The organism is Tepidiphilus olei, assembly GCF_006980705.1.
Classification (GTDB): domain Bacteria; phylum Pseudomonadota; class Gammaproteobacteria; order Burkholderiales; family Rhodocyclaceae; genus Tepidiphilus; species Tepidiphilus olei.
On sequence record NZ_SBHO01000001.1, the window covers coordinates 597,853 to 624,655 of the forward strand.

23 protein-coding genes are annotated in these 26,803 nt (G+C 64.4%); 13 read left to right on the forward strand and 10 right to left on the reverse strand.

Translation table 11 applies throughout. The annotated features are described in order from the left end of the window. Complete coding sequence (locus tag EPD80_RS02865) at positions 1-1,134, forward strand: FAD-dependent monooxygenase (RefSeq protein ID WP_142809235.1); 1,134 nt, start codon at positions 1-3, stop codon at positions 1,132-1,134. On the opposite strand, the gene EPD80_RS02870 is transcribed toward EPD80_RS02865, so the two are convergent. Genes EPD80_RS02870 through EPD80_RS02890 form a run of 5 tightly spaced genes read right to left on the reverse strand, consistent with a single transcriptional unit; the run spans position 1,135 to position 6,551 of the window. Continuing rightward, positions 1,135-1,935: an HpcH/HpaI aldolase/citrate lyase family protein gene (locus tag EPD80_RS02870; RefSeq protein ID WP_142809237.1), complete on the reverse strand. Its 801-nt coding sequence runs from the start codon at positions 1,933-1,935 to the stop codon at positions 1,135-1,137. A gap of 5 nt (positions 1,936-1,940) precedes the next feature. Then, positions 1,941-3,302, reverse strand: a complete 1,362-nt coding sequence (locus EPD80_RS02875) for an MmgE/PrpD family protein (protein WP_142809239.1) — start codon at positions 3,300-3,302, stop codon at positions 1,941-1,943. Between the two features lie 9 nt (positions 3,303-3,311). Next, complete coding sequence (locus EPD80_RS02880; RefSeq protein ID WP_142809241.1) at positions 3,312-4,490, reverse strand: CaiB/BaiF CoA transferase family protein; 1,179 nt, start codon at positions 4,488-4,490, stop codon at positions 3,312-3,314. Positions 4,491-4,502: 12 nt separating this feature from the next. Next, positions 4,503-5,672 (reverse strand): acyl-CoA dehydrogenase family protein, encoded by a 1,170-nt coding sequence (locus EPD80_RS02885; RefSeq protein WP_142809243.1) that lies wholly within the window; start codon positions 5,670-5,672, stop codon positions 4,503-4,505. A 24-nt stretch (positions 5,673-5,696) separates the two neighbouring features. Further along, positions 5,697-6,551 (reverse strand): FAS1-like dehydratase domain-containing protein, encoded by an 855-nt coding sequence (locus EPD80_RS02890; protein ID WP_142809244.1) that lies wholly within the window; start codon positions 6,549-6,551, stop codon positions 5,697-5,699. Between the two features lie 158 nt (positions 6,552-6,709). On the opposite strand from EPD80_RS02890, the gene EPD80_RS02895 reads away from it, so the two are divergent. The 5 genes from EPD80_RS02895 to dnaE all read left to right on the forward strand — a co-directional run bounded on the left by EPD80_RS02895 (position 6,710) and on the right by dnaE (position 16,054). After that, positions 6,710-7,615: a LysR substrate-binding domain-containing protein gene (locus EPD80_RS02895; RefSeq protein WP_142809247.1), complete on the forward strand. Its 906-nt coding sequence runs from the start codon at positions 6,710-6,712 to the stop codon at positions 7,613-7,615. 39 nt (positions 7,616-7,654) lie between these two features. Further along, complete coding sequence (locus EPD80_RS02900) at positions 7,655-9,187, forward strand: GGDEF domain-containing protein (protein ID WP_142809249.1); 1,533 nt, start codon at positions 7,655-7,657, stop codon at positions 9,185-9,187. Positions 9,188-9,286: 99 nt separating this feature from the next. Continuing rightward, positions 9,287-11,587: an NADP-dependent malic enzyme gene (locus EPD80_RS02905; RefSeq protein WP_142809251.1), complete on the forward strand. Its 2,301-nt coding sequence runs from the start codon at positions 9,287-9,289 to the stop codon at positions 11,585-11,587. A 19-nt stretch (positions 11,588-11,606) separates the two neighbouring features. Further along, complete coding sequence (locus EPD80_RS02910; protein WP_185957687.1) at positions 11,607-12,590, forward strand: quinone oxidoreductase family protein; 984 nt, start codon at positions 11,607-11,609, stop codon at positions 12,588-12,590. Further along, a complete protein-coding gene (dnaE, locus tag EPD80_RS02915; RefSeq protein WP_142809255.1) occupies positions 12,590-16,054 on the forward strand; it encodes a DNA polymerase III subunit alpha in 3,465 nt (1,154 codons plus the stop codon). The genes EPD80_RS02910 and dnaE overlap by 1 nt, the downstream gene beginning before the upstream one ends. Positions 16,055-16,142: 88 nt before the next feature. Here the strand turns inward: dnaE and EPD80_RS02920 are convergent, their stop codons facing one another. Further along, complete coding sequence (locus tag EPD80_RS02920; RefSeq protein WP_221928793.1) at positions 16,143-16,586, reverse strand: DUF192 domain-containing protein; 444 nt, start codon at positions 16,584-16,586, stop codon at positions 16,143-16,145. 93 nt (positions 16,587-16,679) lie between these two features. Between EPD80_RS02920 and trxC the strand changes: the two genes are divergently transcribed. Continuing rightward, entirely contained in the window at positions 16,680-17,123 is a 444-nt protein-coding gene (gene trxC, locus EPD80_RS02925) for a thioredoxin TrxC (protein WP_142809257.1), read from the forward strand. 24 nt (positions 17,124-17,147) lie between these two features. Here the strand turns inward: trxC and gloA are convergent, their stop codons facing one another. From gloA to ffh, 4 genes are read right to left on the reverse strand one after another with little or no spacing between them, the layout of a single operon-like run. Then, complete coding sequence (gene gloA, locus EPD80_RS02930; RefSeq protein WP_142804624.1) at positions 17,148-17,534, reverse strand: lactoylglutathione lyase; 387 nt, start codon at positions 17,532-17,534, stop codon at positions 17,148-17,150. Between the two features lie 28 nt (positions 17,535-17,562). After that, positions 17,563-18,321, reverse strand: coding sequence for a competence/damage-inducible protein A (locus EPD80_RS02935; RefSeq protein WP_142809258.1), 759 nt, complete (start codon positions 18,319-18,321; stop codon positions 17,563-17,565). Beyond that, the gene (locus EPD80_RS02940) at positions 18,318-19,109 is read right to left on the reverse strand and encodes an EI24 domain-containing protein (protein WP_142804622.1); all 792 of its coding nucleotides are present in this window, start codon (positions 19,107-19,109) and stop codon (positions 18,318-18,320) included. The genes EPD80_RS02935 and EPD80_RS02940 overlap by 4 nt, the downstream gene beginning before the upstream one ends. A 3-nt stretch (positions 19,110-19,112) precedes the next feature. Next, complete coding sequence (gene ffh / locus EPD80_RS02945) at positions 19,113-20,468, reverse strand: signal recognition particle protein (protein WP_142809260.1); 1,356 nt, start codon at positions 20,466-20,468, stop codon at positions 19,113-19,115. 39 nt (positions 20,469-20,507) lie between these two features. Between ffh and EPD80_RS02950 the strand changes: the two genes are divergently transcribed. Genes EPD80_RS02950 through EPD80_RS02975 form a run of 6 tightly spaced genes read left to right on the forward strand, consistent with a single transcriptional unit; the run spans position 20,508 to position 26,776 of the window. Next, positions 20,508-21,329, forward strand: a complete 822-nt coding sequence (locus EPD80_RS02950) for a cytochrome C assembly family protein (RefSeq protein ID WP_142809262.1) — start codon at positions 20,508-20,510, stop codon at positions 21,327-21,329. Further along, the gene (locus tag EPD80_RS02955; protein WP_221928794.1) at positions 21,326-22,663 is read left to right on the forward strand and encodes an HlyC/CorC family transporter; all 1,338 of its coding nucleotides are present in this window, start codon (positions 21,326-21,328) and stop codon (positions 22,661-22,663) included. Before EPD80_RS02950 ends, EPD80_RS02955 begins: the two co-directional genes overlap by 4 nt. Further along, positions 22,660-24,357 (forward strand): type IV-A pilus assembly ATPase PilB, encoded by a 1,698-nt coding sequence (gene pilB / locus EPD80_RS02960; RefSeq protein WP_142809265.1) that lies wholly within the window; start codon positions 22,660-22,662, stop codon positions 24,355-24,357. The genes EPD80_RS02955 and pilB overlap by 4 nt, the downstream gene beginning before the upstream one ends. A 21-nt stretch (positions 24,358-24,378) precedes the next feature. Beyond that, on the forward strand, positions 24,379-25,590 hold the full coding sequence (locus EPD80_RS02965; protein ID WP_142809268.1) for a type II secretion system F family protein: 1,212 nt from the start codon (positions 24,379-24,381) through the stop codon (positions 25,588-25,590). After that, entirely contained in the window at positions 25,587-26,450 is an 864-nt protein-coding gene (locus tag EPD80_RS02970; RefSeq protein WP_142809269.1) for a prepilin peptidase, read from the forward strand. The genes EPD80_RS02965 and EPD80_RS02970 overlap by 4 nt, the downstream gene beginning before the upstream one ends. Positions 26,451-26,500: 50 nt before the next feature. Then, on the forward strand, positions 26,501-26,776 hold the full coding sequence (locus EPD80_RS02975; protein WP_142809271.1) for an FmdB family zinc ribbon protein: 276 nt from the start codon (positions 26,501-26,503) through the stop codon (positions 26,774-26,776). Positions 26,777-26,803 lie beyond the last annotated feature (27 nt).

Consider the following 26,803-nt stretch of genomic DNA (forward strand, 5'->3'; position numbering starts at 1 on the left):
ATGCCCCATTCCTCCTCTGCCCCGGAAGTCGCCATCGTCGGTGGCGGCCCCGTAGGGCTGACCCTCGCCCTGTGGCTACACGAGCTCGGGCGCGATGCCCTCGTTTTCGATGCCCGGCCACTCGCGAGGCTCACCGATGATGCCCGGGTGCTGGCGCTCTCGCTCGGCACCTGGCGTCAGTTCGAACGGTTGCAGATCGCCGAGCGGCTCCCGGCCACGCCGATCCGCACAATTCACGTCTCGCAGCGAGGTTTCGGCCGCGTGCGCTTGGAGGCGCACGTACTGGGAGTTCCCTTCTTCGGTGCAGTCGTGCGCGCCTCGGATCTCATCACCGCCCTGCTCGACGCGGCACAAACCCGCGGCATCGCCGTGCTCGACGAGACTCCGGTCGAGTCGGCAGACGCGCAGGGCGAGCGCATCGCCCTGCGCACGCCCAAAGGAGCCTTCCATGCCCGGCTCTGCGCCCGCGCCGAGGGACGGCTTCCCGCCGAGGCCGAAGGGGTCGTGTCCCACGACTATGGCCAGAGCGCCCTCATCGGCTGGGTGCACGCCGAGGGGCTCGCGCCGGAGACCGCCGTCGAGCGCTTCACTTCCCAAGGACCCGCGGCGCTCCTGCCCGATCACGGCCAATGGACCTTCGTCCACGTGATGCCGCATGGCGAAGCCGAACGCGCCCTGGCGCAGCCCGACGCCGATTACCTGAACCGCTTGGAACATACCTTCGGCAACCGCTGGCGCCTGAGCGAAATCCACGGCCGCGCCGCCTATCCTTTGGTGCTGCGCTGGCGCCGCCGACCGGTGGCCGAGCGTACGGTCTGGTTGGGCAACGCAGCGCAGACCCTGCATCCGGTGGCCGGCCAAGGCTTCAACCTCGCCGCGCGCGACCTCGCCACCCTAGTGGAGCTGCTGCGCGAGGCCGATGATCCCGGCAGCGCCTGGACGCTCGAGCGCTACGCCCGGCGCCGCGCCCTCGATCGACGGCTCACCATCGGCCTCACCGACGGCTTCGTGCGCGGATTCCTGCCCCAGGAAGGCCTGCTGCCGCTTACGCGCGGCGCCGCCCTGCTCGCACTCGATGCCTGCCTGCCGCTCAAGGCGCGCTTCGCGCGGCAAATGATGTTCGGGTGGCGATGATCATTCGTAGTTAGCCAGAATCCTTTCGGCTCGGAGAATCACTGGCCGATCGACCATTTTTCCGTCCACTGCCACGGCTGCGCCGCCGGATCGCGCCACTGCCTCGAGCACGCGGCGCGCCCACGCCATCTCCTCGGCGCTCGGCTGGAAAGCGGCCCGCACGATCGGTATCTGGCGCGGATGGATACACAGCTTTCCCCCAAACCCCAGGCGTCTTGCGCGTAATGCTTCCGCACGGATACGCTCTTCGTCGTCGATCGCAGGGGTTACGCCGTCGACCGGCGCGGCGATTTCCGCCAAACGTGAAGCCAAGACGAGGCCGGAGCGAAAGGCAAGGAGCGCCTCTTCCTCGCCCTCGATCCCTAGATCGACCTGGAAATCGAGCGAACCGAAGACGAGCCGTTGGACACCCTCGGTTCGCGCCAGAGTCTGCGCAGCCGCGTAGCCGAGCGCCGTCTCGATGATGGGCAGAACCGGAAGCGGTCGCTGCGCCCGGCTACGCACCAAGCCGATGTCTTCGCTCCGCTCCGCCTTGGGCAAGATCACAGCGCTCACCGCGGGCTGCGAGAGTAGACTCAAGTCGTCCTCGAACCAGGGCGTCTGCGCTGCGTTGATGCGCACGGCGACGGGACGGGCCGGATCGAGCCATTCGCGGACGGCGCGGCGGGCTTCCGCCTTTTCTTCCGGCGGAACGGCATCTTCGAGGTCGAGGATCACGACGTCGGCACGCGCCGACAGCGCCTTGGAGAAACGCTCTGGCCGATTGCCGGGAACGAAGAGGTAGGTACGGGCAAGCTTCATCGACCTCACTCCCAGAATCGCGCCACGCGTGGCGCCTGGGCGATGGCCCACAGCCGCGGCAGCAGGCGATCGACCTCGTTGCCCGTGGCGGCCTTGCCATACTCGGTCAGCCGGCGGAATTTTTCCTCGATCTCGGTCCGCGACAAGGTATTGCCGGGATCGCCCTTGGGTTCATCGACGCGACCGCTCAAAGTTCGTCCATCGACGGTCTCGACGACGACTTTGCCGATCCAGCGCTGCGGGTAGGCCGAGTCGACCTCCGGGTCGAGCACCATGTTCACCTTGCCACGGAAGGCGACGACGCGCGGATCGCGGAAAGCGGTTTCGAACTCCTGCAGCCCGGCGCGACCGAACACCGCGATGAGTCCGAGGACCGTCCCCATGGAGAATTTCGCCTGATGCACCGTCTGCGGCTCGACCACTGGTCCCAGGACGTCGATCGCCGCCTGATGTACGTAGGCGCGCACCCGCGCGATGTCCTCGGCCTCGAGGCCATGTTGTCGCATCACGTGCAGCAGCGCATCGGCCGCCGGGTGCGTGTGGCGGCAGGAAGCGTGGTATTTGAACGAGGTCTCGGCCAAAGCCCAACGGCTGCCGAGCCGATCGGTGAGGCGAGCGGGGTCGGCATCGCGCGACATGCCGGCGCCCATTCCCTGTGGTCCTTCGAGAACGTGTTTCGCGCCGGTAAACCCCTTGGCCGCGAGCAGGGCAGCGGCCAAGCCGGCCGAGGCCGCATGCGCCGTATGCAGTTGCTTGGAGTCGGCGGCATCGCGCAGGAATTCCCACAAGCCGGCGGCCTGCGTACCGGCCGAGCCGAAGGCATCCAGCATCTGAGTAGGGGTGAGGCGCAGAAGCCTGCCGGCCGCGGCCGCCGCGGCGAGCGTACCGGCCGTTCCGGTCGTATGAAAAATCTTGTAGTGCGATCGGCCGAGGAACTCGCCGACGCGGATCCCCACTTCATAGCCTGCCACCACCGCCGTGAGAAATTCCTCGCCGCTGCGCCCCAAGCTTTGGGCCAAGGCGAGCGCCGGCGGAAACACCACCGCTGCCGGATGGAACACCGAGCCATTGTGCACGTCATCCTGTTCGGCATAGTGCGACGCCGCGGCATTGACCATGGCAGCGAAATAGGGGCTGGTACGGCGGCGCGAGATCAGCACTTCGGCCTCCCCTGCCCCGGGCCCCATCTCTCGTGCCAAGGATTCGATCGCCTCGACCGGGCGGGCGCCCTTGCCGGCGAGCGCCGAGCCGAACCAGTCGACGAAGAGCTCTTCGGCCCGGCGCAGCACCGTTTCCGGGATCGCCTTGGGTTCAAGGGTGGCCGCGAACTCGGCCAGAGTCTTGCTCGGATGCGCATCCATCGTCATTTCCCCGCGTCAAATCACCTCGTGTTCGCGCAGCCGGGCGATCGCCGGTGCATCGAACCCCAATTCACCCAACAAGGCTTCCGTATGCTCCCCCAGCGCCGGCACCGGATCCATGCGCACTTCCTGCGGCGTGCGCGCCGTGGGCGGCAAGAGCGCCGGCAAGGTCCCAACGGGAGAATCGATCTCCACCCAGCGGCGGCGCGCCTCGAGCTGGGGATGGCGCCAGACGTCGTGCATGGTGTTCATCTGGGCGTTGGCGATCTGCGCGGCTTCGAGTCTGTCGACCACCTCTTCGGCGCTCAAACCGGCGAAAACGTTCTCGATGATGGCAGTGAGCTCGGCGCGGGCCGCGCTGCGTTTGGAATTCGAGGAAAAGCGCGAATCGCTCGCGAGCTCCGGCCGACCGAGGACGAGCTCGCAAAACTTCACCCATTCCCGCTCGTTTTGGATGCCCAACATCACCGTACGCCCGTCGCCGGCACGGAAAGGGCCATAAGGGAAAATCGAGGCATGGAAAGCGCCGGTGCGCGGCGGCGGTGGGGCGCCGTCGAAAGCATAGTAGAGGGGAAACCCCATCCACTCGACCATGGTCTCGAACATCGAGATCTCGATCGCCTTCCCCTTGCCCGTGCGTTCGCGCTCGTAGAGGGCGGCCAGGATGGCGCTATAGGCGTACATGCCGGCGGAGATGTCGGCGATCGAACAGCCCGCTTTCGCCGGTTGCTCAGCAGTGCCGGTCACGGACAGGAACCCCGATTCACTCTGAATGAGCAAATCGTAGGCTTTCTTGTCGCGGTAAGGACCCTCGGCGCCATAGCCGGAGATGTCGCACACGATGAGGCGAGGAAAGCGCGGCTGCAGCGCGGCAAAGGACAATCCCAGACGCGCCGCCGCTCCGGGGGCGAGATTTTGTACCAGCACGTCGGCGCGCTCGAGCAGCCGATCGAGCACCGGTTTCGCCTCGGGATGCTTGAGATCGAGGGTGAGACTTTCCTTGGAACGGTTGGTCCACACGAAGTGCGAGGACATCCCCCGCACCCGCTCGTCGTAAGCCCGGGCGAAATCGCCCACGCCGGGGCGTTCGATCTTGATGACCCGCGCACCGAGATCGGCGAGTTGCCGGGTGCAAAACGGGGCGGCGATGGCGTGCTCCAACGTGACGACGGTGATTCCTTCGAGCGGCCGCATCACGCATCCCCTTCAGAAAGAACGCGGTAGTCCGAGCACGTGCTCGGCCACGTAAGAGAGGATCAGATTGGTCGAGATCGGCGCCACTTGATAGAGGCGCGTCTCGCGGAACTTGCGTTCGACGTCGTATTCGGCGGCAAAACCGAACCCGCCGTGCGTCTGCAGGCAGACGTTGGCCGCCTCCCACGAGGCTTTGGCCGCCAGATACTTCGCCATATTGGCTTCGGCGCCGCAAGGCTCGTGCGCGTCGAACAAGGCACAAGCGCGAAAGCGCATGAGATTCGCCGCCTCGATCTCGATGTAGCACTCGGCGATGGGGAATTGCACCCCTTGGTTCTTGCCGATGGGCCGGTCGAAGACCACACGCTCGGCCGCATAGCGCCGTGCCTTGTCGATGAACCAGTAGCCGTCGCCGATGCACTCGGCCGCAATCAGGGTGCGTTCGGCGTTCAAGCCGTCGAGGATGTATTTGAAGCCCTTGCCTTCCTCGCCGATGAGATTCTCGGCCGGGATCTCCAGATTGTCGAAGAAGAGCTCGTTCGTCTCGTGATTGACCATATTGCGGATCGGCCGCACGGTGAGGCCGTGCCCGATCGCCTGGTGCAGATCGACGAGGAAGATCGACATACCCTCGGACTTCTTCTTCACTTCGGTGACGGGTGTGGTACGCGCGAGCAGGATCATCAGATCGGAGTGCTGCACACGCGAGATCCACACTTTCTGGCCATTGACCACGTAGCGGTCGCCTTTTTTTACGGCGGTCGTCTTGATCTTGGTGGTATCGGTACCGGTGGTAGGTTCGGTCACCGCCATCGACTGCAGGCGCAGTTCGCCGGAAGCGATCTTGGGAAGATAGCGCCGTTTCTGCTCCTCCGAACCATGGCGCACCAGCGTACCCATGTTGTACATCTGCCCGTGGCAGTGCCCGGCATTGCCGCCGCAGCGGTTGATCTCCTCCATGATCACCGATGCCTCGGCCAGCCCCAACCCGGCTCCGCCATATTCCTGAGGGATGAGCGCGGCGAGCCAGCCGGCACGGGTGAGGGCGTCGACGAATTCTTCCGGATAGGTGCGCGCCTCGTCGTGCGCGCGGAAGTATTCAGGGGAAAACTGGGCACATACGGCCCGCACGCCGTCGCGAATGTCGCGGTAAGGATCATCGGGTCGATCGAGTTCGTTCATCTTGTTCCTTCTCCTCACGGGCACTCAGGCGAGGGTGGCACTGGCTTCCATCGTCACCCAGCCGTCAGCATCCCTCGTCCACAAGGTGGCCGTCTTGCCGTCGGCCTCCAGTTTGCCGCACACGGTAAAAGGCCGTGGCGCGTAGAGCGGCCGCACCGCACGGAACGAAAAGCGCTCCAGCCGCATGTGCGGCAAATGGCGGCGCAGCAGATCGACGAGAAGCGTTGCCGTGAGCGGCCCGTGCACCACCAATCCCGGGTAGCCTTCGACCTGAGTCGTGTAAGGATGATCGTAGTGGATACGGTGCCCGTTGAACGTCAGCGCCGAATAGCGAAAGAGCAACACCGGATCGGGCACGATCTCGCTGTGCCACGCGGCATCGAGCGGCGCCGCTTTGGGCGCGGGCGGGGTCTCACCCGGGCGTGGTGCCTCGCGATAGACGATGTCCTGCTCCTCCGCCAGCGCCACCCCGGCGTCGTTGCTCACTTCATGGCGCACGCGCACGAACACCAGGGTGCCGCTGCGTCCCTCCTTGAGGCTCACGTCGGCAATGCGCGAGGTGCGCCGGATGGATTCCCCCACACGCAGCGGGTGGAAGAACTCGAATCGCCCGCCCGCCCACATGCGCCGCGGCAAAGGCACCGGCGGCAAAAACCCGCCTCGCCGCGGATGCCCATCGGGCCCGAGTTCGGAATGCCGCACGAGCGGCAGGAAATAAATCCAGTGCCACAGCGGGGGCAGTTCGTCTCCGGGTTGCGGTAGAGGATCGTCGCGATCGAGGGTAGCGGCCAACGCCGCCACCGGCACCGGAGTCACCGTATCGTCCTGGGTCTGACTGCGGCCGATCCATCGCCGCAATTCATCGAAATTCACGTTCATGATGACGGCTCTCATCCCAAGGAAAGCCATCGCAGTTTGCCTCAGCTTGACGCCCGAGACAATTCGTATCTGCCAAACCCCCCTTTCACCTAGATTGAACCTCGTCCGAAGGCATACGGTACAATGTTCTCGATTCTCAAGACGCACCCACACCGAGCATGCATTTCGATCTCGCGGATTTTCGGCTGCTCGTGCATATCGCCGAAGCCAATAGCCTCACCGGCGGGGCCGAGCGCGCCCATCTCTCCCTGCCGGCCGCGAGCATGCGCATCAAGAACCTCGAAGAAAGCCTCGGCCTCAAACTATTTACGCGCACCAACCGCGGCGTCTGCCTCACTCCGGTTGGCCAAGTATTCCTGAACCACGCCCGTCAGGTGCTTGGTCAAATCGAGAACTTGTGCGGCGATCTCCTGGAATATGCTAATGGGGTAAAAGGACAGGTACGCATTTTTGCCAACACCACGTCCACCGAGTTTCTGCCTGAAGTCTTGCGCACCTATCTGACACGACACCCCAACGTGAACGTCGAGCTGCGTGAGCGCCTCAGCCAAGAAATCGTACGCGCCGTCACCGAAGGAATGGCCGACATCGGGATCGTCGCCGGCAACGTGCGCACCGAAGGACTGGAAGTTTTGCCCTATCGCCGTGATCGGCTCGTCCTTGCCGTCGCCCCTGCCCACCCACTGGCTGCCAAGCCCGCGGCGGACTTTGCCGAAACGCTCGATTACGGCTTCATCGGCCTGACCGAGACGAGCGCGATCCACGGTTTTCTCGTCGAAGCAGCGACCCGCCTGAACCGGCGACTCAAGATTCGCATCCAAGTGGGCAATTTCACCGCCGTCTGTCGCATGATCGAGGCCGACATCGGCATCGGCATCTTGCCGGAGTCGGCTGCCCGGCGCCATGCCAAATCGATGAACATTCGTCTGATACGTCTCAACGACGAGTGGGCCAAGCGCGACTTGCAGATCTGCGTGCGCAGCCTCGACCTACTACCGGTCTTCGGCCGCGATCTCGTCGAGCTGCTGCTCGCCGATGCCGCTGCCGCTGAACGGCCGCAGTGATACACTGATTCCTTTGCCGCCCCTCGCGTGCCTCGAACGATGCCCTCCTCGCCCGTCGATCTCGCCAAAGAAACCCTCTTGCGTCTGTCGCAGTTGCGACAACCCCCGACTCCGGAGAACTATACCCGTGTCTACTGCGAACTGGCCGGAGAACCGGAGCCGCTGCCGCCGAGGTTCGTTCGCCTGCTCGAACAGCTCGTGGCCAAACTTCCCCGCGCGGGAGAGAAGGCCTGCGCGGCACTCGGGCGAGCACGGGATCACCTCAAGCGCAACGAAACGGCCCAAGCGCTGGCCGACGTCGAAGAAGCTTTGCTCGTCCTGCCGCCGTCCCACGAAACGGACGTCTCTTGGGGGGACTTGATCCGTCAACTGATCGATGCCTGGGAGCATGCCGCTTCCGGTTGGACGCCGGAGCGCAAACTTCACGCCTTGGAATCGATCCTCGCGGAAGGACAAAGCCGTTGGTTTCCCCGACGGCTCGAGCGTTTCATCTCTGGGCTGCGCCAACCGCCCGGGGAGACTGCTCCAACTCCGATTACTGCGAATCAAGAGGTCGATACCGCTGCCCTCATCGGGGCACTCCTCGAGCTGCTCGGTCGCTCCCTGCAAGCGCTCGAACTCGTCGGCAGCGATAACGACGGCATCCGGGTCGAGTTGGCCCACCTGCGCGCTGAACTTCTTGAGCCGGCCACCACCTTCACACCGCAGTTGGTGCGCCTGCTGCAAGAACGGCTCGACGCCCTGCTCGACCCTTTGCAACGCGCCCTCGAGCGCAAGCGCCAGGCCGAAGCCGAACTCAAACGCCTGCTGGCGGATTTTCTCTCGCACCTGGGGCGTATGAGCCGAGAGACCGAGCAGTACCAGAGCCAGCTCCAGCAGGCGGCAACGGCCATCGAACAGGCCGACGATCTCGCCTCCGTCGCGGGCGAGCTCCGCACCTTGCTTCAGGCGACGCGCCACATGAGCGAGACCACACGCCAGGCGCACGAAGCGCTCGAACGCACCCGCCGTGAAGCCGAGGATGCCGATGCCAAGGTACGTGAATTGGAAGCGCAGCTACAGTCGCTCAATGAACGACTCGTGCGAGACTCCCTCACCGGTCTCTATAACCGCAACGGCTTGGAGGCCGCTTTTTCCCGCACGATCGAGACCCTGCGCCAAGGATCCATCCCTGCGCTCGCGCTGGGAGTGATCGATCTCGACGACTTCAAACGCATCAACGATCTCTTCGGTCATCAAGCCGGCGACGATTCCCTCAAATTCCTCGCCGAGATCGCCCGCAGGCACCTGCGCGAGCACGATGTCATTGGTCGCTACGGTGGAGAAGAATTCGTCGTCATCCTACCGGGCACGACCGCCGAGAATGCCGCCGAAATCCTGCGTCGGCTGCAGCGCATCCTCACGCGCGAGATTTTCTTCCACGACGAGCGCCATCGGGTGGTCACCTTCAGCGCCGGCGTCACCGAAGTCTACCCCGACGACGGTTGGGAGAGCGCCTTCGAGCGTGCCGATCAGGCGATGTACCGCGCCAAGCGCGCCGGCAAGAACCGCGTCTTCGTCGCCGACACCTGAAGCCCACCCGCGGTATACTTCTCTTCCGATAGATGGACCCCCGTTTCGACGTGCGACCGAGGGCAGGCGCACGCATCCAACCGTTCTGGAGAGCTTTCAATGGACAAGAACTTCCGCGACGCCGCGCTCTACTATCACCGCCACCCTACGCCGGGCAAGATCTCGGTGGTCCCCACCAAGAGCCTGAGCAACCAGCGCGACCTCTCGCTGGCCTATTCCCCCGGCGTCGCGGCCGCCTGTGAGGAGATCGTGCGCGATCCGCTCACTGCGCGGGAATACACCTCGCGCGGCAATCTCGTAGCCGTGATCACCAACGGCACCGCCGTCCTGGGGCTGGGCAACATCGGGCCCCTCGCCGCCAAACCGGTCATGGAAGGAAAAGGGTGTCTCTTCAAGAAATTCGCCGGTATCGACGTCTTCGACATCGAGCTCGACGAGAAAGACCCGGATCGCATCATCGACATCATCGCCGCCATGGAGCCGACGCTGGGCGGCATCAACCTCGAGGACATCAAGGCGCCCGAGTGCTTCTACATCGAGAAGAAACTGCGCGAGCGCATGAAGATTCCGGTCTTCCACGACGACCAGCACGGAACGGCCATCATCTCGGCCGCGGCGCTCCTCAACGGCCTCATGGTCGTCGGCAAGAAGATAGAAGAAGTCAAGCTCGTGTGCTCGGGCGCCGGAGCCGCGGCCATCGCCTGTCTCGATCTGATGGTGCGCCTGGGGCTGAAACGCGAAAATGTTTATGTGTGTGATTCCCGTGGCGTGATTCGCGTCGGGCGCGAACCGGACATGGAACCGAACAAGGCGCGCTACGCCCAGGTGACCGACGCGCGCACCCTCGCCGAAGTGATCGACGGCGCCGACGTCTTCCTCGGCCTCTCTTCGGCCGGGGTGCTCAAGCCCGAGATGGTCGCCAAGATGGCGCGCGACCCGCTCATCTTCGCGCTCGCCAACCCCATCCCCGAGATCATGCCGGAAGTGGCCAAGGCCGTGCGGCCGGACGCGATCATCGCCACGGGGCGCTCCGATTATCCCAACCAGGTCAACAACGTCCTGTGTTTCCCCTTCATCTTCCGCGGGGCGCTCGACGTGGGCGCCACCACCATCACGGAAGAGATGAAGCTCGCCTGCGTGCACGCCATCGCCGATCTCGCGCGCGCCGAACAGAGCGACATGCTCGTGGGCGCCTACGGCGAAACCGCCCTAACTTTCGGGCCGGACTACCTCATTCCCAAACCCTTCGACCCGCGCCTCATCGTGCGCATCGCTCCGGCGGTGGCCAAGGCAGCGATGGACTCGGGCGTGGCCACCCGGCCGATCGAGGATTTCGACGCCTATCGCGCCACCCTGCAGAACTTCGTCTACCACTCCGGCGTGGTGATGAAAACCATGTTCTCGGTGGCCAAGCGCATCCCGCTCGAACAAAAACGCGTGCTCTACGCCGAAGGCGAGGACGAACGGGTACTGCACGCGGCGCGCGCCGTGATCGACGAGAAACTCGCCCGCCCCATCCTCATCGGCCGCCCGGCGGTGATCGAGATGCGCATCAAGCGCCTGGGGCTCAACCTCGTGCCCGAGCGCGACTTCGACGTCGTCAATCCCGAATCCGACCCGCGCTACAAGGAATTGTGGCAGCAATACCTCGAACTGATGTGCCGCAAGGGAGTGACGCCCGAAATCGCCAAGGTGCGCATGATGAGCGACACGACCCTCATCGGCTGCATGCTGCTCAAGAACGGCTATGCCGATGCGCTGGTGTGCGGCACGTTCGGCACTTACCACGCCCACCTGCAGCACGTGCGCGACGTCATCGGCCTCGCCCCGGACGCGCGTCTCTTCGCCGCGATGAACATCCTCATGCTGCCCAAACGCACCGTCGCCATCACCGATACCTACGTCAACTACGACCCCAGCGTCGAGGACGTGGCCGAAATCGCCCGCATGGCCGCGGTCGAGCTCACCCGATTCGGCTACGAGCCGGCCGTGGCGCTACTGTCGCACTCCAACTTCGGTTCGGCCGACACCCCATCCGCGCGCAAGATGCGTGAAGCCCGGGATCTACTGCGCACCCTGTGCCCACAGCTCAACATGGACGGCGAGATGCATGGCGATTCGGCCCTTTCTCCCGAGATCCGCCAGCGGCTGATTCCGACGTGCACCCTCGAGGGCGAAGCGAATCTGCTGGTGATGCCCAATTTGGACGCCGCCAACATCGCCTTCAACCTGATGAAAGTCGCCAACGGCGACGGCGTCACCGTCGGCCCCATGCTGCTCGGTGCAGCCATGCCCGTCCAGATCCTCACCCCTTCGGCCACCGTGCGCCGCTTGGTGAACATGACGGCCGTGTCGGTGGTCGATGCGCTCGAACTGCGCAACAAACTCGAAACAGAATGATTGGAGAAAGCAGGCCATGTTGACGCACGCGATCCGTTTCTCCGCTCATGGCGGTCCCGAAGTGCTGCGCTGGGAGGCGTTGGAACTCCCTGATCCCGGTCCGGGAGAAATCCGCATCCGCCACCATGCCATCGGGGTCAACTTCATCGACACCTACCACCGTACCGGGCTTTATCCGGTTTCTCTTCCCTCCGGACTCGGACAAGAAGGGGCCGGCGTGGTCGAGGCCGTCGGCCCCGGCGTGACCGAATTTCGCCCGGGCGATCGCGTCGTCTACTGCGGCGGGTCTCTGTCGCCCGTAGGTGCCTATAGCGAAGTGCGCAACTTCCCGGCCGAGCGGGCGGTGCGCCTGCCCGACGACATTTCCTTCGAAACCGCCGCCGCGGTAATGCTCAAAGGTCTGACGGCGCAATTCCTCGTGCGCCGTACCCACCGCGTGCAGCCGGGCGACACGGTCCTCATCCACGCTGCCGCCGGCGGGGTGGGACTGCTCCTCGTGCAGTGGGCCAAGCGGCTCGGCGCCACGGTGATCGCCACCGCAGGCAACGACGAAAAGGCCGAACTCGTGCGCGGGCACGGCGCCGATCACGTCATCGTCTATACGCGGGAGGATTTCACCGAACGCACCCGGGCGCTCACCAACGGGCGCGGCGTCGACGTGGTCTACGATTCGGTGGGCCGCGCCACCTTCCTCGGCTCGCTCGATTCGCTCCGCCCCCTGGGGCTGATGGTTTCCTTCGGCAATGCCTCGGGCAAGGTCGAGCCTTTCGACATCGGCTTGCTGGCCCAGAAGGGGTCGCTCTTCCTCACGCGCCCGACGCTCTTCACCTACATCGCCGAGCGCGAGGATCTGCTCGCCATGGCCGAAGAGCTCTTCACGGCGCTGCGCGACGGCTGGCTGGAGGTCAAAATCGGCCAGCGTTTTCCCCTTAGCCAAGCGGCCGAAGCCCACCGCGCGCTCGAATCCCGTCGCACCACCGGTGCCACCCTTCTGCTGCCCTGATGACGCCCTACGTCCATCTACGCCTGCACTCGGAATACTCGCTCACCGACGGCATCTGCACCCTACCGGAGGCCGTCGCCGCAGCCGCCGACGACGGAATGCCCGCCCTGGGCATCTCGGACGCCATGAACCTCTTCGGCATGGTGAAGTTCTACAAGGCCGCGCGCGCCAAGGGCATCAAGCCCGTGATCGGCGTCGACGCCTGGATCAGCAACGAAGAAGATCGCGCCCATCCGTGGCGGATGCTGCTGATTGCCCGCCACCGCGAGGGTTACCGCCAGCTGTGCGAACTGCTCACCCGCGCCTATCTGGAAAACCAATACCGCGGCCGCGCCGAGATCCATCCGGCCTGGCTCGAACGGGAATCCTGCAGCGGCCTCATCGCCCTCTCCGGGGCGATGGAGGGCGAAGTGGGACGCTTGCTGCTCGCCCAGAAAGAAGCGGAAGCCGAGGCGGCGGCGCGGCGCTGGGCCGAGATTTTCCCCGACGCGTTCTACCTCGAGCTGCAACGCGCCGGACAGCCGGACACGGAGGTCTACATCGACGCCGCCGTCGAGCTCGCCGCTCGTCTGGGGCTGCCGGTGGTGGCGACGCACCCCATCCAGTTCATGCGCCCCGAGGATTTCGAGGCGCACGAGGCGCGCGTGTGCATCGCCCAGGGCACGGTGCTCGCCGACCCCCGTCGCCCCAAGCCCTTCACCCCGGAGCAGTACTTCCTCAGCCGCACCGAGATGGCCGAGCGGTTTGCCGATCTGCCCGAGGCGCTGGAGAACGCCGGTGAGATCGCGCGCCGCGCCTCGCTCTCCATCACGCTGGGCAAGAACTTCCTGCCGCCCTTCCCCACGCCGCCGGGCATGACGCTGGACGACTACCTCGTCGCGCGCGCCAAGGAAGGGCTGGAAGTGCGTCTGCGCGAACTCTACCCGATCGAGGCCGAGCGCGAACGCCAGCGCCCGCGCTACGAAGAGCGGCTCGCCTTCGAGACCGGAACCATCGTCCAGATGGGCTTTTCCGGCTACTTCCTCATCGTGGCCGACTTCATCAACTGGGCCAAGGAAAACGGCGTGCCCGTCGGCCCGGGACGCGGTTCGGGCGCAGGCTCGCTCGTCGCCTACAGCCTGCGCATCACCGACCTCGACCCCCTGCGCTATGCGCTCCTCTTCGAGCGTTTCCTCAACCCCGAACGGGTGTCCATGCCCGACTTCGACGTCGACTTCTGCCAGGATCGGCGCTACCGAGTGATCGAGTACGTGCGCGATCGTTATGGGCACGACGCGGTGAGCCAGATCGCCACGTTCGGCACCATGGCCTCCAAGGCGGTGGTGCGCGACGTGGGGCGCGTGCTCGACCTGCCCTATGGCCTGTGCGACCGCCTCTCCAAACTCATCCCGCTCGAGGGCGTCAAACCCGTCTCGCTCGACAAGGCGCTCGAGCTCGAACCGCAGCTGCGCGAGCTGATGGAAGATGCCAACGATGGCGAGGCGATCCAGCAACTGTGGCAGCTCGCCCGCCCGCTCGAGGGGCTGACGCGTAACGTGGGCATGCACGCCGGCGGAGTGCTCATCGCCCCGGGCAAGCTCACCGACTATTGCCCCCTGTATTTGGCCGACGGCGAGGACGCCGTGCCCGTGTCGCAGTTCGACAAGGACGACGTCGAGGCGATCGGGCTCGTCAAGTTCGACTTCCTGGGGCTGCGCAACCTCACCATCATCGACCTCGCCCTCGACTACGTCGAGCGGCTCACCGGCAGCCGTCCCAAACTCGAAACCCTGGGCTACGAGGATCCGGCCACCTACCAGATCCTGAAAGACGCGAACACCACCGCCATCTTCCAGCTCGAATCGGAAGGGATGAAGAAGCTGCTCAAGAAACTGCAGCCCGACCGTTTCGAAGACATCATCGCCGTACTCGCCCTCTACCGCCCAGGCCCCCTCGGGTCGGGCATGGTCGACGACTTCATCCTGCGCAAGAAAGGCGATCAGGCCATCGATTACTTCCACGAGGATCTCAAGCCCTGCCTCGAACCCACCTATGGTGTCATCGTCTATCAAGAACAGGTGATGCAGATCTCGCAGATCATCGGCGGCTATACGCTGGGCGGCGCCGACCTGCTGCGCCGGGCGATGGGCAAGAAAAAACCCGAGGAGATGGCCAAGCACCGCGAGATCTTCCGCGAAGGGGCGCGCAAGAAAGGCTACGACGAGTCCCTTGCCATGCGCCTCTTCGACCTGATGGAGAAATTCGCCGAATACGGTTTCAACAAGTCCCACACTGCCGCCTACGCCGTGGTCACCTACCAGACCGCCTGGCTGAAGGCACATCACTGCGCTGCGTTCATGGCCGCGACGCTGTCTTCCGACATGGACGATACCGACAGCGTCAAGATCTTCGTCGAGGACGCGCGCGCCAACGGCCTCGAGATCCTGCCGCCGGACGTCAACGCCTCCGCCTATCGCTTCGAACCGGTCGACACCCGCACCCTCCGCTACGGCCTGGGGGCGATCAAGGGGGTGGGTCGCCCCGCGGCCGAGGCCATCGTCGCCGAGCGTGAACGCAACGGTCCATTCCGCGACCTGTTCGAACTGTGCGCGCGCATCGACCGGCGGGCGGTCAATCGCCGTGTGCTCGAGGCGCTGGTACGCGCCGGGGCGCTGGACAGCTTGCCGGGACATGCCGGTCGCGACCGGGCGCAGTTGCTCGCCACCGTCGGGCTTGCGATGGAAGCGGCCGAGCAGGCGCAGGCGAACGTCCTGCAAGGGGGGCTCTTCGACGACCTGCCCCAGGCCGAGGCGATGCAGCCGGCCTTCGCCGCCGTTCGCCCCTGGACCGAGCGCGAACGGCTCAAGGAAGAGAAGACCGCCATCGGTTTCTTCCTCTCGGGGCACCCCTTCCATGCCTGGGCCGAGGAAGTGCGCCGTCTGGTCTCGAGACCGCTCGCCAGCCTCGAACCCGGCTGGGAGCCGGTGTGGATCGCCGGGGTGGTCACCAACCTGCGCACCAAGATGGGCAATCGCGGCAAAATGGCCTTCGTCGAGTTCGACGACGGCACGGCCCAGGTCGAGGTACTCGCCTATAGCGAAGTCTTCGAAGCCCATCGCAGCGCGATCGTGCTCGACGAGCCGCTCTTTGCCGAAGTCAAGGTGAGCCCCGACGACTATTCCGGGGGCTTGAGGGTGGTGGCCGAGCGATTCACCACGCTCGCGCAGTTGCGCGAAGAACGCGCCCGGGCGATCGCGCTCACCGTAGCGCTCGAACAGACCACGCTGGAATTCACCGCCGAATTGGAATCCGCGCTGCGTCCCTACCTCGGTGGTCGGCTGCCGCTCGCACTCACCCTGCGCCTCGACGGCACCGAGGGAACGCTGCGATGCTCCTCCCCGTGGACCCTGCATCCGCAAGAGACTTTGCTCGCCACCCTGCGGACGCTCCCGGGAGTGGAGCGCGTCGAGGTGCGCTACGAATGATCCACGCGCCCTGCGGCCAACCAGCCTCGTGGATATATGACAAATTCCTTATATGTCCGGATGTTCGTCCGCCTCCTTCCGCGCCCGCTCAACGCCCCGCGGGCAAGCGCTCGAGCCCTTCGACGCGCATACCCGGCGCGATGCCGCGCTCGCGGAACCACCCGCCCGGCATCTCCAGCGCATAGCGCGCCGGCGCCACGGCACAGTGCGAATCCAGGGTACGCGGCGCCATCTCCTCTATGTTGAGGATGCGCCCCGCCTCGTCGAGGAAAGCCACCGACAAGGGGATGAGCGTATTCTTCATCCACATGCACTGACGCCCCGCCACGGGAAAGACGAACACCATCCCCTCGTTCGCCCCCAGGTGCTCGCGAAACATCAGGCCGCGCGCCCGAGAGGGCTCGTCGGCCGCCACTTCGGCCACGATTCGGTACATACCGACCGTCAGCTGCGCGCGCGGCTGAGCCAAGACGCTCAATGGCATCAGCACGAGCCCGAAAAGCATGGCCCACAAGCAGGACTTCAACGACATCTTTCCTCCTCGGGCAAGATGGGGTCAAACCCTCTTGACCCTCACCGGCTTTGCCCCCATAGTTCGATCGAACTTCTTCGTGGAGCCATCCCCATGAGCGATACCCTGCATATCGTCTGCCCGGCCTGCTTCGCCGTCAATCGCGTCCCTGCCGAGCGCGTGCACGAAGGGCCCAACTGCGGCAAATGTCACCAACCGCTCTTTCCCGGTCACCCCGTCGAACTCAGTGAGGCGCACTTCGACACGTATCTGACGAAGAACGATCTGCCCGTGCTGGTCGATTTCTGGGCTCCCTGGTGCGGCCCCTGCCGCATGATGGCGCCCGCCTTTGCCCATGCCGCCAGCCAGCTCGCCCCGCGGGTTCTCTTCGCCAAGCTCAATACGGACGAAGTTCAACAAACGGCCGCCCGTTACGGCATCCGCAGCATCCCGACGATGATCCTCTTTCACCAGGGGCGGGAAGTGGCGCGGCATTCCGGCGCCGTCGGCACGGCCGAGATCGTGCGTTGGGTCCAGAGCCATCTCCGACAAACCTGACGATCCCGGCCTTCGGATGCCGACTCAGGGCCGCTCGATGAGCTCGATCTTGTAGCCGTCCGGATCCTCGACGAAAGCGATCACGGTGGTGCCGTGCTTCATCGGCCCGGCCTCGCGGATCACTTTCCCGCCACGGGCGCGGATCTCGTCGCAGGCGGCTTTGGCGTCGGGCACGGCGATGGCGATGTGCCCAAACGCGTTGCCCATTTCGTAATGATCGACCCCCCAGTTGTAGGTGAGCTCGATCACCGCCCCTTCGCTCTCGTCCTGATAGCCGACGAACGCCAGCGTGAATTTCCCGTCGGGATAATCTTCACGGCGCAGCAGCCGCATGCCGAGCACTTTGGTATAGAACTCGATCGAACGGTCGAGATTGCCGACCCGGATCATGGTATGCAAAATACGGGGCATGACGTCTCTCCTTCTTCTGGTTGGGGAATCAACTGTGAGGGCGTTCCCAGGGCAAACCTCGCTTCTCGAGCGCGGCGACGATGTCGCGCATCGCCGCCTCCACGATCGCCCTGGGGCCCTTGAAACCCAGCTCGAGCCGACGCCGGCCGCCCGTCTCCTCGGGTACCGACGGCAGCGAAAAGAGCGTTCCTTCAGGATAGCGCGCGGTGAGCGCCTGCATCAGATCGACCAGATCGCCCTCGTGCGCGTCCCACACGTAGACGGAATCCTCGACGTAGTCCTCGCGATGGAAGAGGTGCGCGTATTGGGTGTCGAGCACCCATTCGATCATGGGCCAGGCCATCACGGGAAAACCCGGCACGAAATGGTGATTGCCGACGGAAAAGCCCGGGATCTGGTTGTAGGGATTGGGGATGATGCGTGCGCCCCGGGGAAAACGCCCCATTTCCAGACGCTGCGCCGTGGTACGCTCGCCGAAACGCGCGCGGATCAGGGCCTCGGCCTCGGGATGCAGCTCGAGCGGCACGCCCAAGGCCTGCGCCACGCACTGCCGCGTATGATCGTCGGGCGTGGCCCCGATGCCGCCGAAACTGAAGACGATGTCTTCGCTCGCGAAACTGTGGCGAAACGCCTCGGTGAGCCGCCGCGGATCGTCTCCCAGGTAGTGCACCCAGGCAAGGCGCAAGCCGCGCGCATGCAATAGCGCGCGCAGCTTGGCGAAGTGTTTGTCCTCTCGACGGCCCGAGAGGATTTCGTCACCGATGATGTAGGCTCCGAACGCGCTCATGGCTTCCCCTTGGGCAGATGAGGGTACGAGGTCGCTTCGCCGGAAGGAACGTCCGCCTCCACGATCCATTCCCCGCGCTCGGCGCGCAAGCGCCGCAACGCCTCCAGCCCGGCATGCACGAAGAGCAAGCCCGTGATCGCCGGGGCGAAGAGGTTGAGCAGCGGCACGTAGGCGAGCGCCGCACCGATCGCTCCGAGCCAGAAGAAGGTTCCTCCTTCCCGTGCCTCCAGCGCCCGCAGCTCTTCGGCGTCGGCGTGTTCCATCAGGCAATCATAAGTGAAAGTGCGCCTGTTGAGCCAGGCCGTCAAGATCCAGGGTAGCACCAGCGCAGCGCCGGGAATCCACCAGAAAATCATGCTCACGAGAAAACCGATCAGGAAGAGGCCCGAGGCGCTGAGGGTGTTCCACAGGCTGCGGGCAAAATTCCCGCCATGGCGCAATTCGAGGTCGGCGTATTCCTCGCGGCCCACCAAGGCGACGACACGCGGCATCACCCAGATGCCCACGATCACCAGCATGGTGACGTACATGAGCGGCAACACGCTCAACACCAGCAACACCTTGAGCGCGAAGAACCCGGCCATCGCCAGCATCCCTGCTTGCGCACCTTCCGGCGAGGCGTCGAACCAACCCGCAAGCCAGGCCGTGAGCGGCTCCCAGGCGAGTACGAGCGCCACGATCCAGACCAAGCCCGCCGCGAGCAGCGGCCAGAACATCTCCCACAGGATCTTGCCCCGCCCCAGGGTGGCGAGCGAGCGCCAGAGCGCGATGCGGATGAGATCCATCATCCCTCAGTGCAGCCGCGGCATCACGCCGCGCAGCCCGCGCATCACCTTGCCCATCCCGCCCTTGGAGAACTGCTTCATCACGCGCTGCGTCTGGTCGAACTGCTTGAGCAAGCGATTGACCTCTTGCACCGTCACCCCCGCGCCGGCGGCGATGCGCCGCTTGCGGCTCGCCTTGATGATGTCGGGATTGGCGCGCTCCTGCGGCGTCATGGCATCGATGATGCCCTGGATGCGCGAGATCGCTTTTTCCTCCATGCCCCCCTGCAGCTGCCCGGCCGCCTGGGCGAATTGGGCCGGCAGCTTGTCGAGCAAGGCCCCGATGCCACCCATCTTGCGCATCTGCACGATCTGCTCGCGGAAATCGTTGAGATCGAACCCCTTGCCGGTGCGCAGTTTCTGCGCGAGCTCCTTGGCTTTGTACTCGTCGACGGTGCGCCGCGCCTCTTCCACCAGACCGAGGATGTCGCCCATGCCGAGGATGCGGTTCGCCATCCGGTCGGGATGGAACGGTTCCAGCCCCGCGAGTTTCTCTCCCACCCCGGCGAACTTGATCGGCTTGCCGGTGACGGCGCGCACCGACAGCGCCGCCCCGCCGCGCGCGTCCCCGTCGAGCTTGGTGAGCACCACGCCGGTGAGCGGCAGGGTCTCGTTGAAGGCACGCGCCGTATTGACCGCATCCTGCCCCAGCATGGCATCGACCACGAAGAGCGTCTCGGTCGGGTTCAAGGCCGCGTGTAACGCCTTGATCTCGTCCATCATCGGCTGATCGATCGCCAGCCGGCCGGCGGTGTCCACCAACAGTACGTCGTGGAAATGCCGCTCGGCCCAGTCCTTGGCCGCCCGTGCGATCGCCTCGGGCTGCTGCTCGGGCGAGGAAGGAAAGAAGTCGACCCCGGCCTGTTCGGCCACCGTACGCAGCTGCTCGATCGCCGCCGGGCGGTAGACGTCGGTCGAGACCACCAGCACTTTCTTCTTTTTCTCTTCCTTGAGCCATTTGGCGAGCTTGCCCACGGTGGTGGTCTTGCCCGCCCCCTGCAGCCCCGCCATGAGGATGACGACGGGCGGGCGCGCCTCGAGCTTGAGCCCCTCGCTTTGGCCTCCCATCAGCGCCACGAGTTCGTCGTGCACCACCCCGATGAGGGCCTGGCCCGGCGTGAGCGAACCGATCACTTCCTGACCGACGGCCTTTTCCTTGACGCGGGCGATGAAGTCCTTGACCACTGGCAGGGCCACGTCGGCTTCCAACAGCGCCATGCGCACTTCGCGCAGCGCCTCCTGGATGTTGTCTTCCGTGAGCCGCGCCTGGCCGCGCAGCGTCTTGACGACTTTGGATAGTCTTTGCGTCAGGTTGTCGAGCATGGGCACAAAACCTCGGCATTCTTCGAGTAAACTAGGATCATGGATTCGATTCTACCCCATCTGCTGGCCTTCCTCCTGTACGGCCTCGGGGCGATCGCCGTAGGGCGGCGCTGCCGCCGCCAACCGGAAGAAGGAGGCCGCTGCCCGCGCCCACTCGACCGGGCGCTGCTCACCGCCGCCATCCTCGCGCACGGCTGGGGCGCGGCCGCCCTGCTGCTGTCGGACCAAGGATTGCGGCTCGGGTTCGCGCCGGCACTCTCGCTCACGGTGTGGCTCGCCGCCCTCTTCTTCTGGATAGAATCCTTCTACGCCCCCATCGGCTGGCTCTACACCGTGCTCACGCCGATCGCCGCCCTGGTGTGCCTGCTCGTGCCCTGGCTGCCCTTGCCTGCCGCGCCTGTCGCCACCGACAACCCGTGGCTGCGCCTGCACCTGGTCGTGGCGCTGCTCTCCTATGCGCTGTTCACGCTCGCCGCGCTGCACGCGGTGCTGATGTCGGTGCTCGAGCGTGCCCTGCACCGGCGCGAACCCGCGGCCTGGCTCGGACGGATGCCGCCGCTGCTCGTGATGGAGACGCTGCTCTTTCGCGTGATCGGCGTAGCCTTCGCCCTGCTCACGGTCACGGTGCTCACCGGCGTCGTTTTTTCCGAAGCGATCTTCGGCCAGCCGCTGCGCCCCGACCATAAAACCATCTTCACCCTGCTCGCCTGGGCGATCTTCGGCGTGCTACTCTTGGGGCGACACGCCTGGGGTTGGCGCGGGCGCGTCGCCCTGCGCTGGACCTGGGCCGGTTTCGTCACCCTGGTGCTCGCCTACCTCGGCACCCATTTCGTCCTCGAATACCTCCTGCAGCACCGATGACGCCTCCGATGGATGCCCCGCTTCCCGCCGATCTGCTCTGGCAATGGCTCGGGCTGGCCTTGTTGCTCTTGTCCTCGGGTCTGTCCTCCATGAGCGAAACCGTGATGATGGCGGCCAACCGCTATCGTCTCAAGGCCCGCGCGGACAACGGCGAGCGCGGCGCTCAGCTCGCCGCGGCGCTCACCGCCCACCCCGAGCGGATGCTGAGCGTGATCCTGCTCGTCAACAATGCCGTCAACGTCGGTGCGGCCACGCTCGCTTCCGTCATCACCATCGAGCTCTTCGGCCAGAACGAGGCGATGCTCGCCGTGGGCAGCTTCTCGCTGACCTTCCTCATCCTCGTCTTCTCCGAGATCACGCCGAAAGTGATCGGTGCCCGCTATGCCGACCTCCTCGCGCCCTACGTCGCTTATCCGCTCACGGCCTTGCTGCGCCTGCTCGGGCCCGTAGTGAATTTCGTCAATCTCTTCGTCAAGGCACTGCTGTGGCTGCTGCGCTTGCCGCACCGAGCCGCACCTCAGGACCCAAGCCTGGAGGAACTGCGCAGCCTCGTGCTCGAGTCGCGCGTGCTGCGCTCGGAGAAACACCGCGACGTGCTGCTCAAACTCTTCGATCTCGAGCGCATCACGGTAGCCGATGTCATGATCCCTCGACAGGCGATCGAATTTCTCGATCTCACCGACGACGAAGAGACCCTACGGGCGCAACTGGCCACCGCCTACCATACGCGGCTGCCGGTGATCGAAGGCAACCCGGACGAGGTGCTCGGCATTTTGCACGTGCGCCAGCTGCTCGCCGAGACGCTCATCTCGGGCTTCTCCCGCGAGGCCATCCGCCGCAGTCTCTCGCCGCCCTACTTCGTGCCGGAAGACACCAACGCCATGACGCAGTTGCAGTTCTTCCAAGAACATCACCAACGGCTGGCTCTGGTGGTCGATGAATACGGCGAGTTGCAGGGTTTGGTCACCCTCGACGACATCATCGAGGAGATGGTAGGAAAATTCACCACCAGTCGCCCCGGTAGCGACGCCTTGCTGCAGTGGCAGGAAGACGGAACGGTCATCGTCGACGGGGCCACCCCCGTACGGGACCTCAACCAGATGCTCGGACTGAACCTGCCCACCGCTGGCCCCAGGACCCTCAATGGGCTAATTCTCGAATATCTCCAGGAGATCCCCGAATCGGAAGTATCCCTGCGTATTGGCGACGTACGCCTGGAGGTTTTACAATGCCATGATCGCCGAATAAGATCGGTCCGCATTTACGCCCCCTCGTCCGGCAGAACCGATGCGGATGAGCGCGATGCCACTGAATCCAGTGAGGAAGGACGATGACGGAAAAGACGGGTTTGGTACGGGCCCTGATCCAGAAAGGCTGGATCGACGAGAAAACGGTCGAACAGGCTCAAGCCAAAGCGGATGATGGACCCAACGCCCTGCTGCTCGCCCTCATCAAGTCGGATGCACTCGACGAGCGCAAGGTCGCCCAGTTCGCGGCCGAGACGTTTGGTTTGCCCGTATTGGACATCGAGGCCGTCAATCCCGACGTCTTGCCACGCAAACTGATCGATCCGCAGATCGCCAGTCGCTACCAGATCGTCGCCTTGTCGCAGCGCAAAGGGAAAACGGTGATCGCCGTGGCCGATCCCACCCAGGTGCGTGTCTACGACGAAATCCGATTTCAGACCGGCATGTCGATCGAGCTCGTCGTTGCCCCGGCCCAATCCCTCGCCCGTTTTTGCGAAAAATTCTACGAATCGACCACCAATGCGCTTTCTGCCCTCATTCAAACCGACGAGCTGTATGAGGAGGTCTCCCTCAGCACGGAGAGTACGGCCACGGAGGAATCCGAAGTCGACGTCGAAGACGCCCCGGTGGTACGCTTCATACAGAAGATCCTGATCGACGCGATCAATGAAGGCGCCTCCGACATCCACTTCGAGCCCTACGAGAAATTCTTCCGCGTCCGGGTGCGCCAAGACGGCGTGTTGCGCGAGATCGCTCGCCCGCCGCTGGCGCTCAAAGAAAAGATTTCCGCCCGCCTCAAGATCATTTCCCGGCTCGACATCTCGGAAAAACGCATTCCCCAAGATGGACGTACCAAGCTCACCCTCAGCAAGAACAAATCGATCGATTTCCGCGTCTCCACCCTACCCACTCTGTGGGGTGAGAAGATCGTGCTGCGCATCCTCGATGCGAGCCAGGCGATGCTCGGCATCGACGCCCTCGGTTACGAGCCAGAGCAAAAAGCAGCACTTTTAGAGGCGATCGAGCGCCCCTACGGCATGATTCTCGTCACGGGCCCCACCGGCTCGGGCAAGACCGTCTCGCTCTATACCTGCCTCAATCTGCTCAACAAACCGGAAGTCAACATCTCCACTGCCGAGGACCCGGTAGAGATCAACCTGCCCGGAATCAATCAGGTCAACATCAATGACAAGGTGGGCTTGACCTTCGCCTCGGCCTTGCGCGCCTTCCTGCGCCAGGATCCGGACATCATCATGGTGGGTGAGATCCGGGATCTGGAAACCGCCGACATCGGCGTCAAGGCAGCCCAGACCGGCCACTTGCTCCTCTCCACCCTGCACACCAACGACGCGCCCAGCACCGTAGAGCGGCTGCGCAACATCGGGATCGCCCCGTTCAACATCGCTTCCTCGGTGATCCTCATCACCGCCCAGCGACTGGTACGGCGTCTTTGTACCTGCAAGCAACCGATCGACGTGCCGCTCGAGGCCCTCATCTCGGCCGGTTTCACTGAAGACGAACTCGATGGCGACTGGCAACCCTACGGTCCGGTCGGCTGCGAGAAGTGCCGCGGCTCGGGCTACAAGGGGCGCACTGGGATCTATGAAGTGATGCCGATCAGCGATTCCATCCAACGCCTCGTCATGGCCAATGCTTCGGCCATGGAGATCGAGGCCCAGGCACGGAGCGAAGGCGTCCGCAGTTTGAGGCAATCCGGGCTTCTGAAAGTCAAACACGGCATCACTTCGCTCACCGAAGTGCTTGCCGCCACCAACGATTGATCCCGTTGCGAGAGGTTCTCCATGGCTGCTACGACTGCGAAATCTAAAGAGCTGCTGTTCAGCTGGGAAGGTAAGGACGCCCAGAACAAACCCGCCCGCGGGGAGATTCGCGCCATGAGCGAAGCTTCGGCGCGAACGGCCCTGCGCCGGCAAGGCGTGATCGTCACCAGGATCACCAAGATCAAGCAACGCCGCGGGCGCATCAACGAGAAGGATCTGGTCCTCTTCACCCGTCAGCTCTCCACCATGATGAAGGCGGGCGTGCCGCTGCTGCAATCCTTCGACATCGCCATCAAGGGCTCGACTAATCCAGCCCTGACGCGATTACTCAATCTCATCCGCGAAGACATCGCGGCCGGCTCCAGCCTGGCGGCAGCTTTTGCCAAACACCCCTTGTACTTCGATCGGCTCTTCGTCTCGCTGGTGGCTGCCGGCGAGCAGGCCGGTATCCTCGACGACCTGCTCGAGCGCCTGGCAACCTACCAGGAAAAAATCCTGGCGATCAAAGGCAAGATCAAATCGGCACTCTTCTATCCTGCCGCCGTCGTGGTCGTGGCCATGATCGTCATCGCGGTCATGATGATCTTCGTCATCCCGCAGTTCAAGGACATCTTTACCAGCTTCGGCGCCGATCTCCCCGCTCCAACCCAGATCGTGATCGACATGTCGGAATTCTTCGTCGCCAACTGGTACGTCATGCTGGGCGCGGTGATCCTAATCATGGTCGGTCTCACCCTGTTGCATCGGCGATCTCCGGCGTTCCGCGCCCTCGTCGATCGATCCATCTTGCGCCTACCCGTCGTAGGCGAGATCGTCCGCAAAGCCACCATCGCACGCTGGACCCGGACGCTCGCCACCATGTTCGCCGCCGGCGTGCCGCTCAACGAGGCGCTCGTCTCGGTGGGAGACGCCGCCGGCAACATCGTCTACCGTGAAGCCACCGAAAAAATCACCCAGGCGGTCACTTCGGGTATCTCGCTCACCGTGGCGATGGCCGAAACCGGTGTGTTCCCGGCCATGGTCACGCAAATGATTTCGATCGGGGAAGAGTCGGGGCAACTCGATTCCATGCTCAGCAAGGTGGCGGAATATTACGAACGCGAAGTCGATGAGGCGGTCGCGTCGCTCTCCCAGCTGCTCGAACCGGTGATCATGGTCTTCCTGGGGGTCGTCATCGGCGGCATCGTCGTGGCCATGTACCTTCCCATCTTCAAAATGGCCCAGACCATATGAGCGCAGCGGCCGTCCTGCCCTGGAGCGTGCAACTGCTCGCCGCGCTCGTCGTCGGCGCGATGGTGGGGAGTTTCCTCAACGTCGTGATCCATCGCTTGCCTCGTATGCTGGAGCAACAATGGCAGGCGCAGGCGCGCGAAATCCTGGGGCTACCGCTCGAGCCTCGAGCGCGCTACGACCTCGCGCGACCGGCTTCACACTGCCCGCACTGCGGCCATGCCATTTCCGCCTGGGAGAACGTTCCCCTGGCGAGCTGGCTCGTGTTGCGTGGGCGATGCCGCCATTGTCGAGCCCCCATCGGCTGGCGCTACCCCCTCGTGGAGCTCCTCGCGGCGCTCGCGGCGCTCGCCGCACTGTGGCGCTTCGGCATGGGCTGGCAGGCGCTCGCCGGCGCTGGTTTTCTCTGGTGTGTGATCGCGCTCGCCTTCATCGATCTCGACACGCGCCTGCTGCCGGACGATCTGACTTTGCCTCTCTTGTGGGCGGGGCTGCTGGTCAACCTGCAGGAGCATTTCGCTTCCTTGCCCGAGGCCGTGCTGGGCGCCGTCGCCGGTTATCTGATCTTGTGGAGCATTTATTGGCTCTTCAAGCTCCTCACGGGCAAAGAGGGCATGGGTTATGGCGACTTCAAGCTGCTCGCCGCGATCGGCGCCTGGCTCGGCTGGACGGCCCTTCCCCTCGTTCTCCTGCTCGCCTCGCTCACGGGCGCCGTGGTTGGAATCGCGCTCAAGACGCTCGGACATCTGGGACAAGGGCAACCCCTGCCTTTCGGCCCTTTCCTTGCTGCCGGCGGAGCAGTAGCACTGCTGTGGGGGGCTGACCTCTTGCAATGGTGGTTGGACGTCCCCATTTTGCGGTAGACTTGCCGATTCGTCCCGACAGGTGTTCTTTCCTTTCCAGGAGATCTGCGATGCCTATCTACGAATACCGTTGCAACGATTGTGGCACCCGGCACGAGCATCTGCAGAAACTCGGCGAGGCGCCGCTCGAACGCTGCCCCGATTGCGGCAGCATGCAGTACGCCAAACTCGTCTCTGCCGCTGGTTTCCAGCTGAAAGGCAGCGGCTGGTACGCCACCGATTTCAAGGGAGGAGGAGCGTCCAGTAACCCCTCCTCCAGCGAAGCATCGAAGGCACCGGCCACGGCGACTGAAGGCGGCTGCGGTGCATCCTGCGCGTGCCATTGATTCCGGTAGCCTGGATCCTCCACCCCC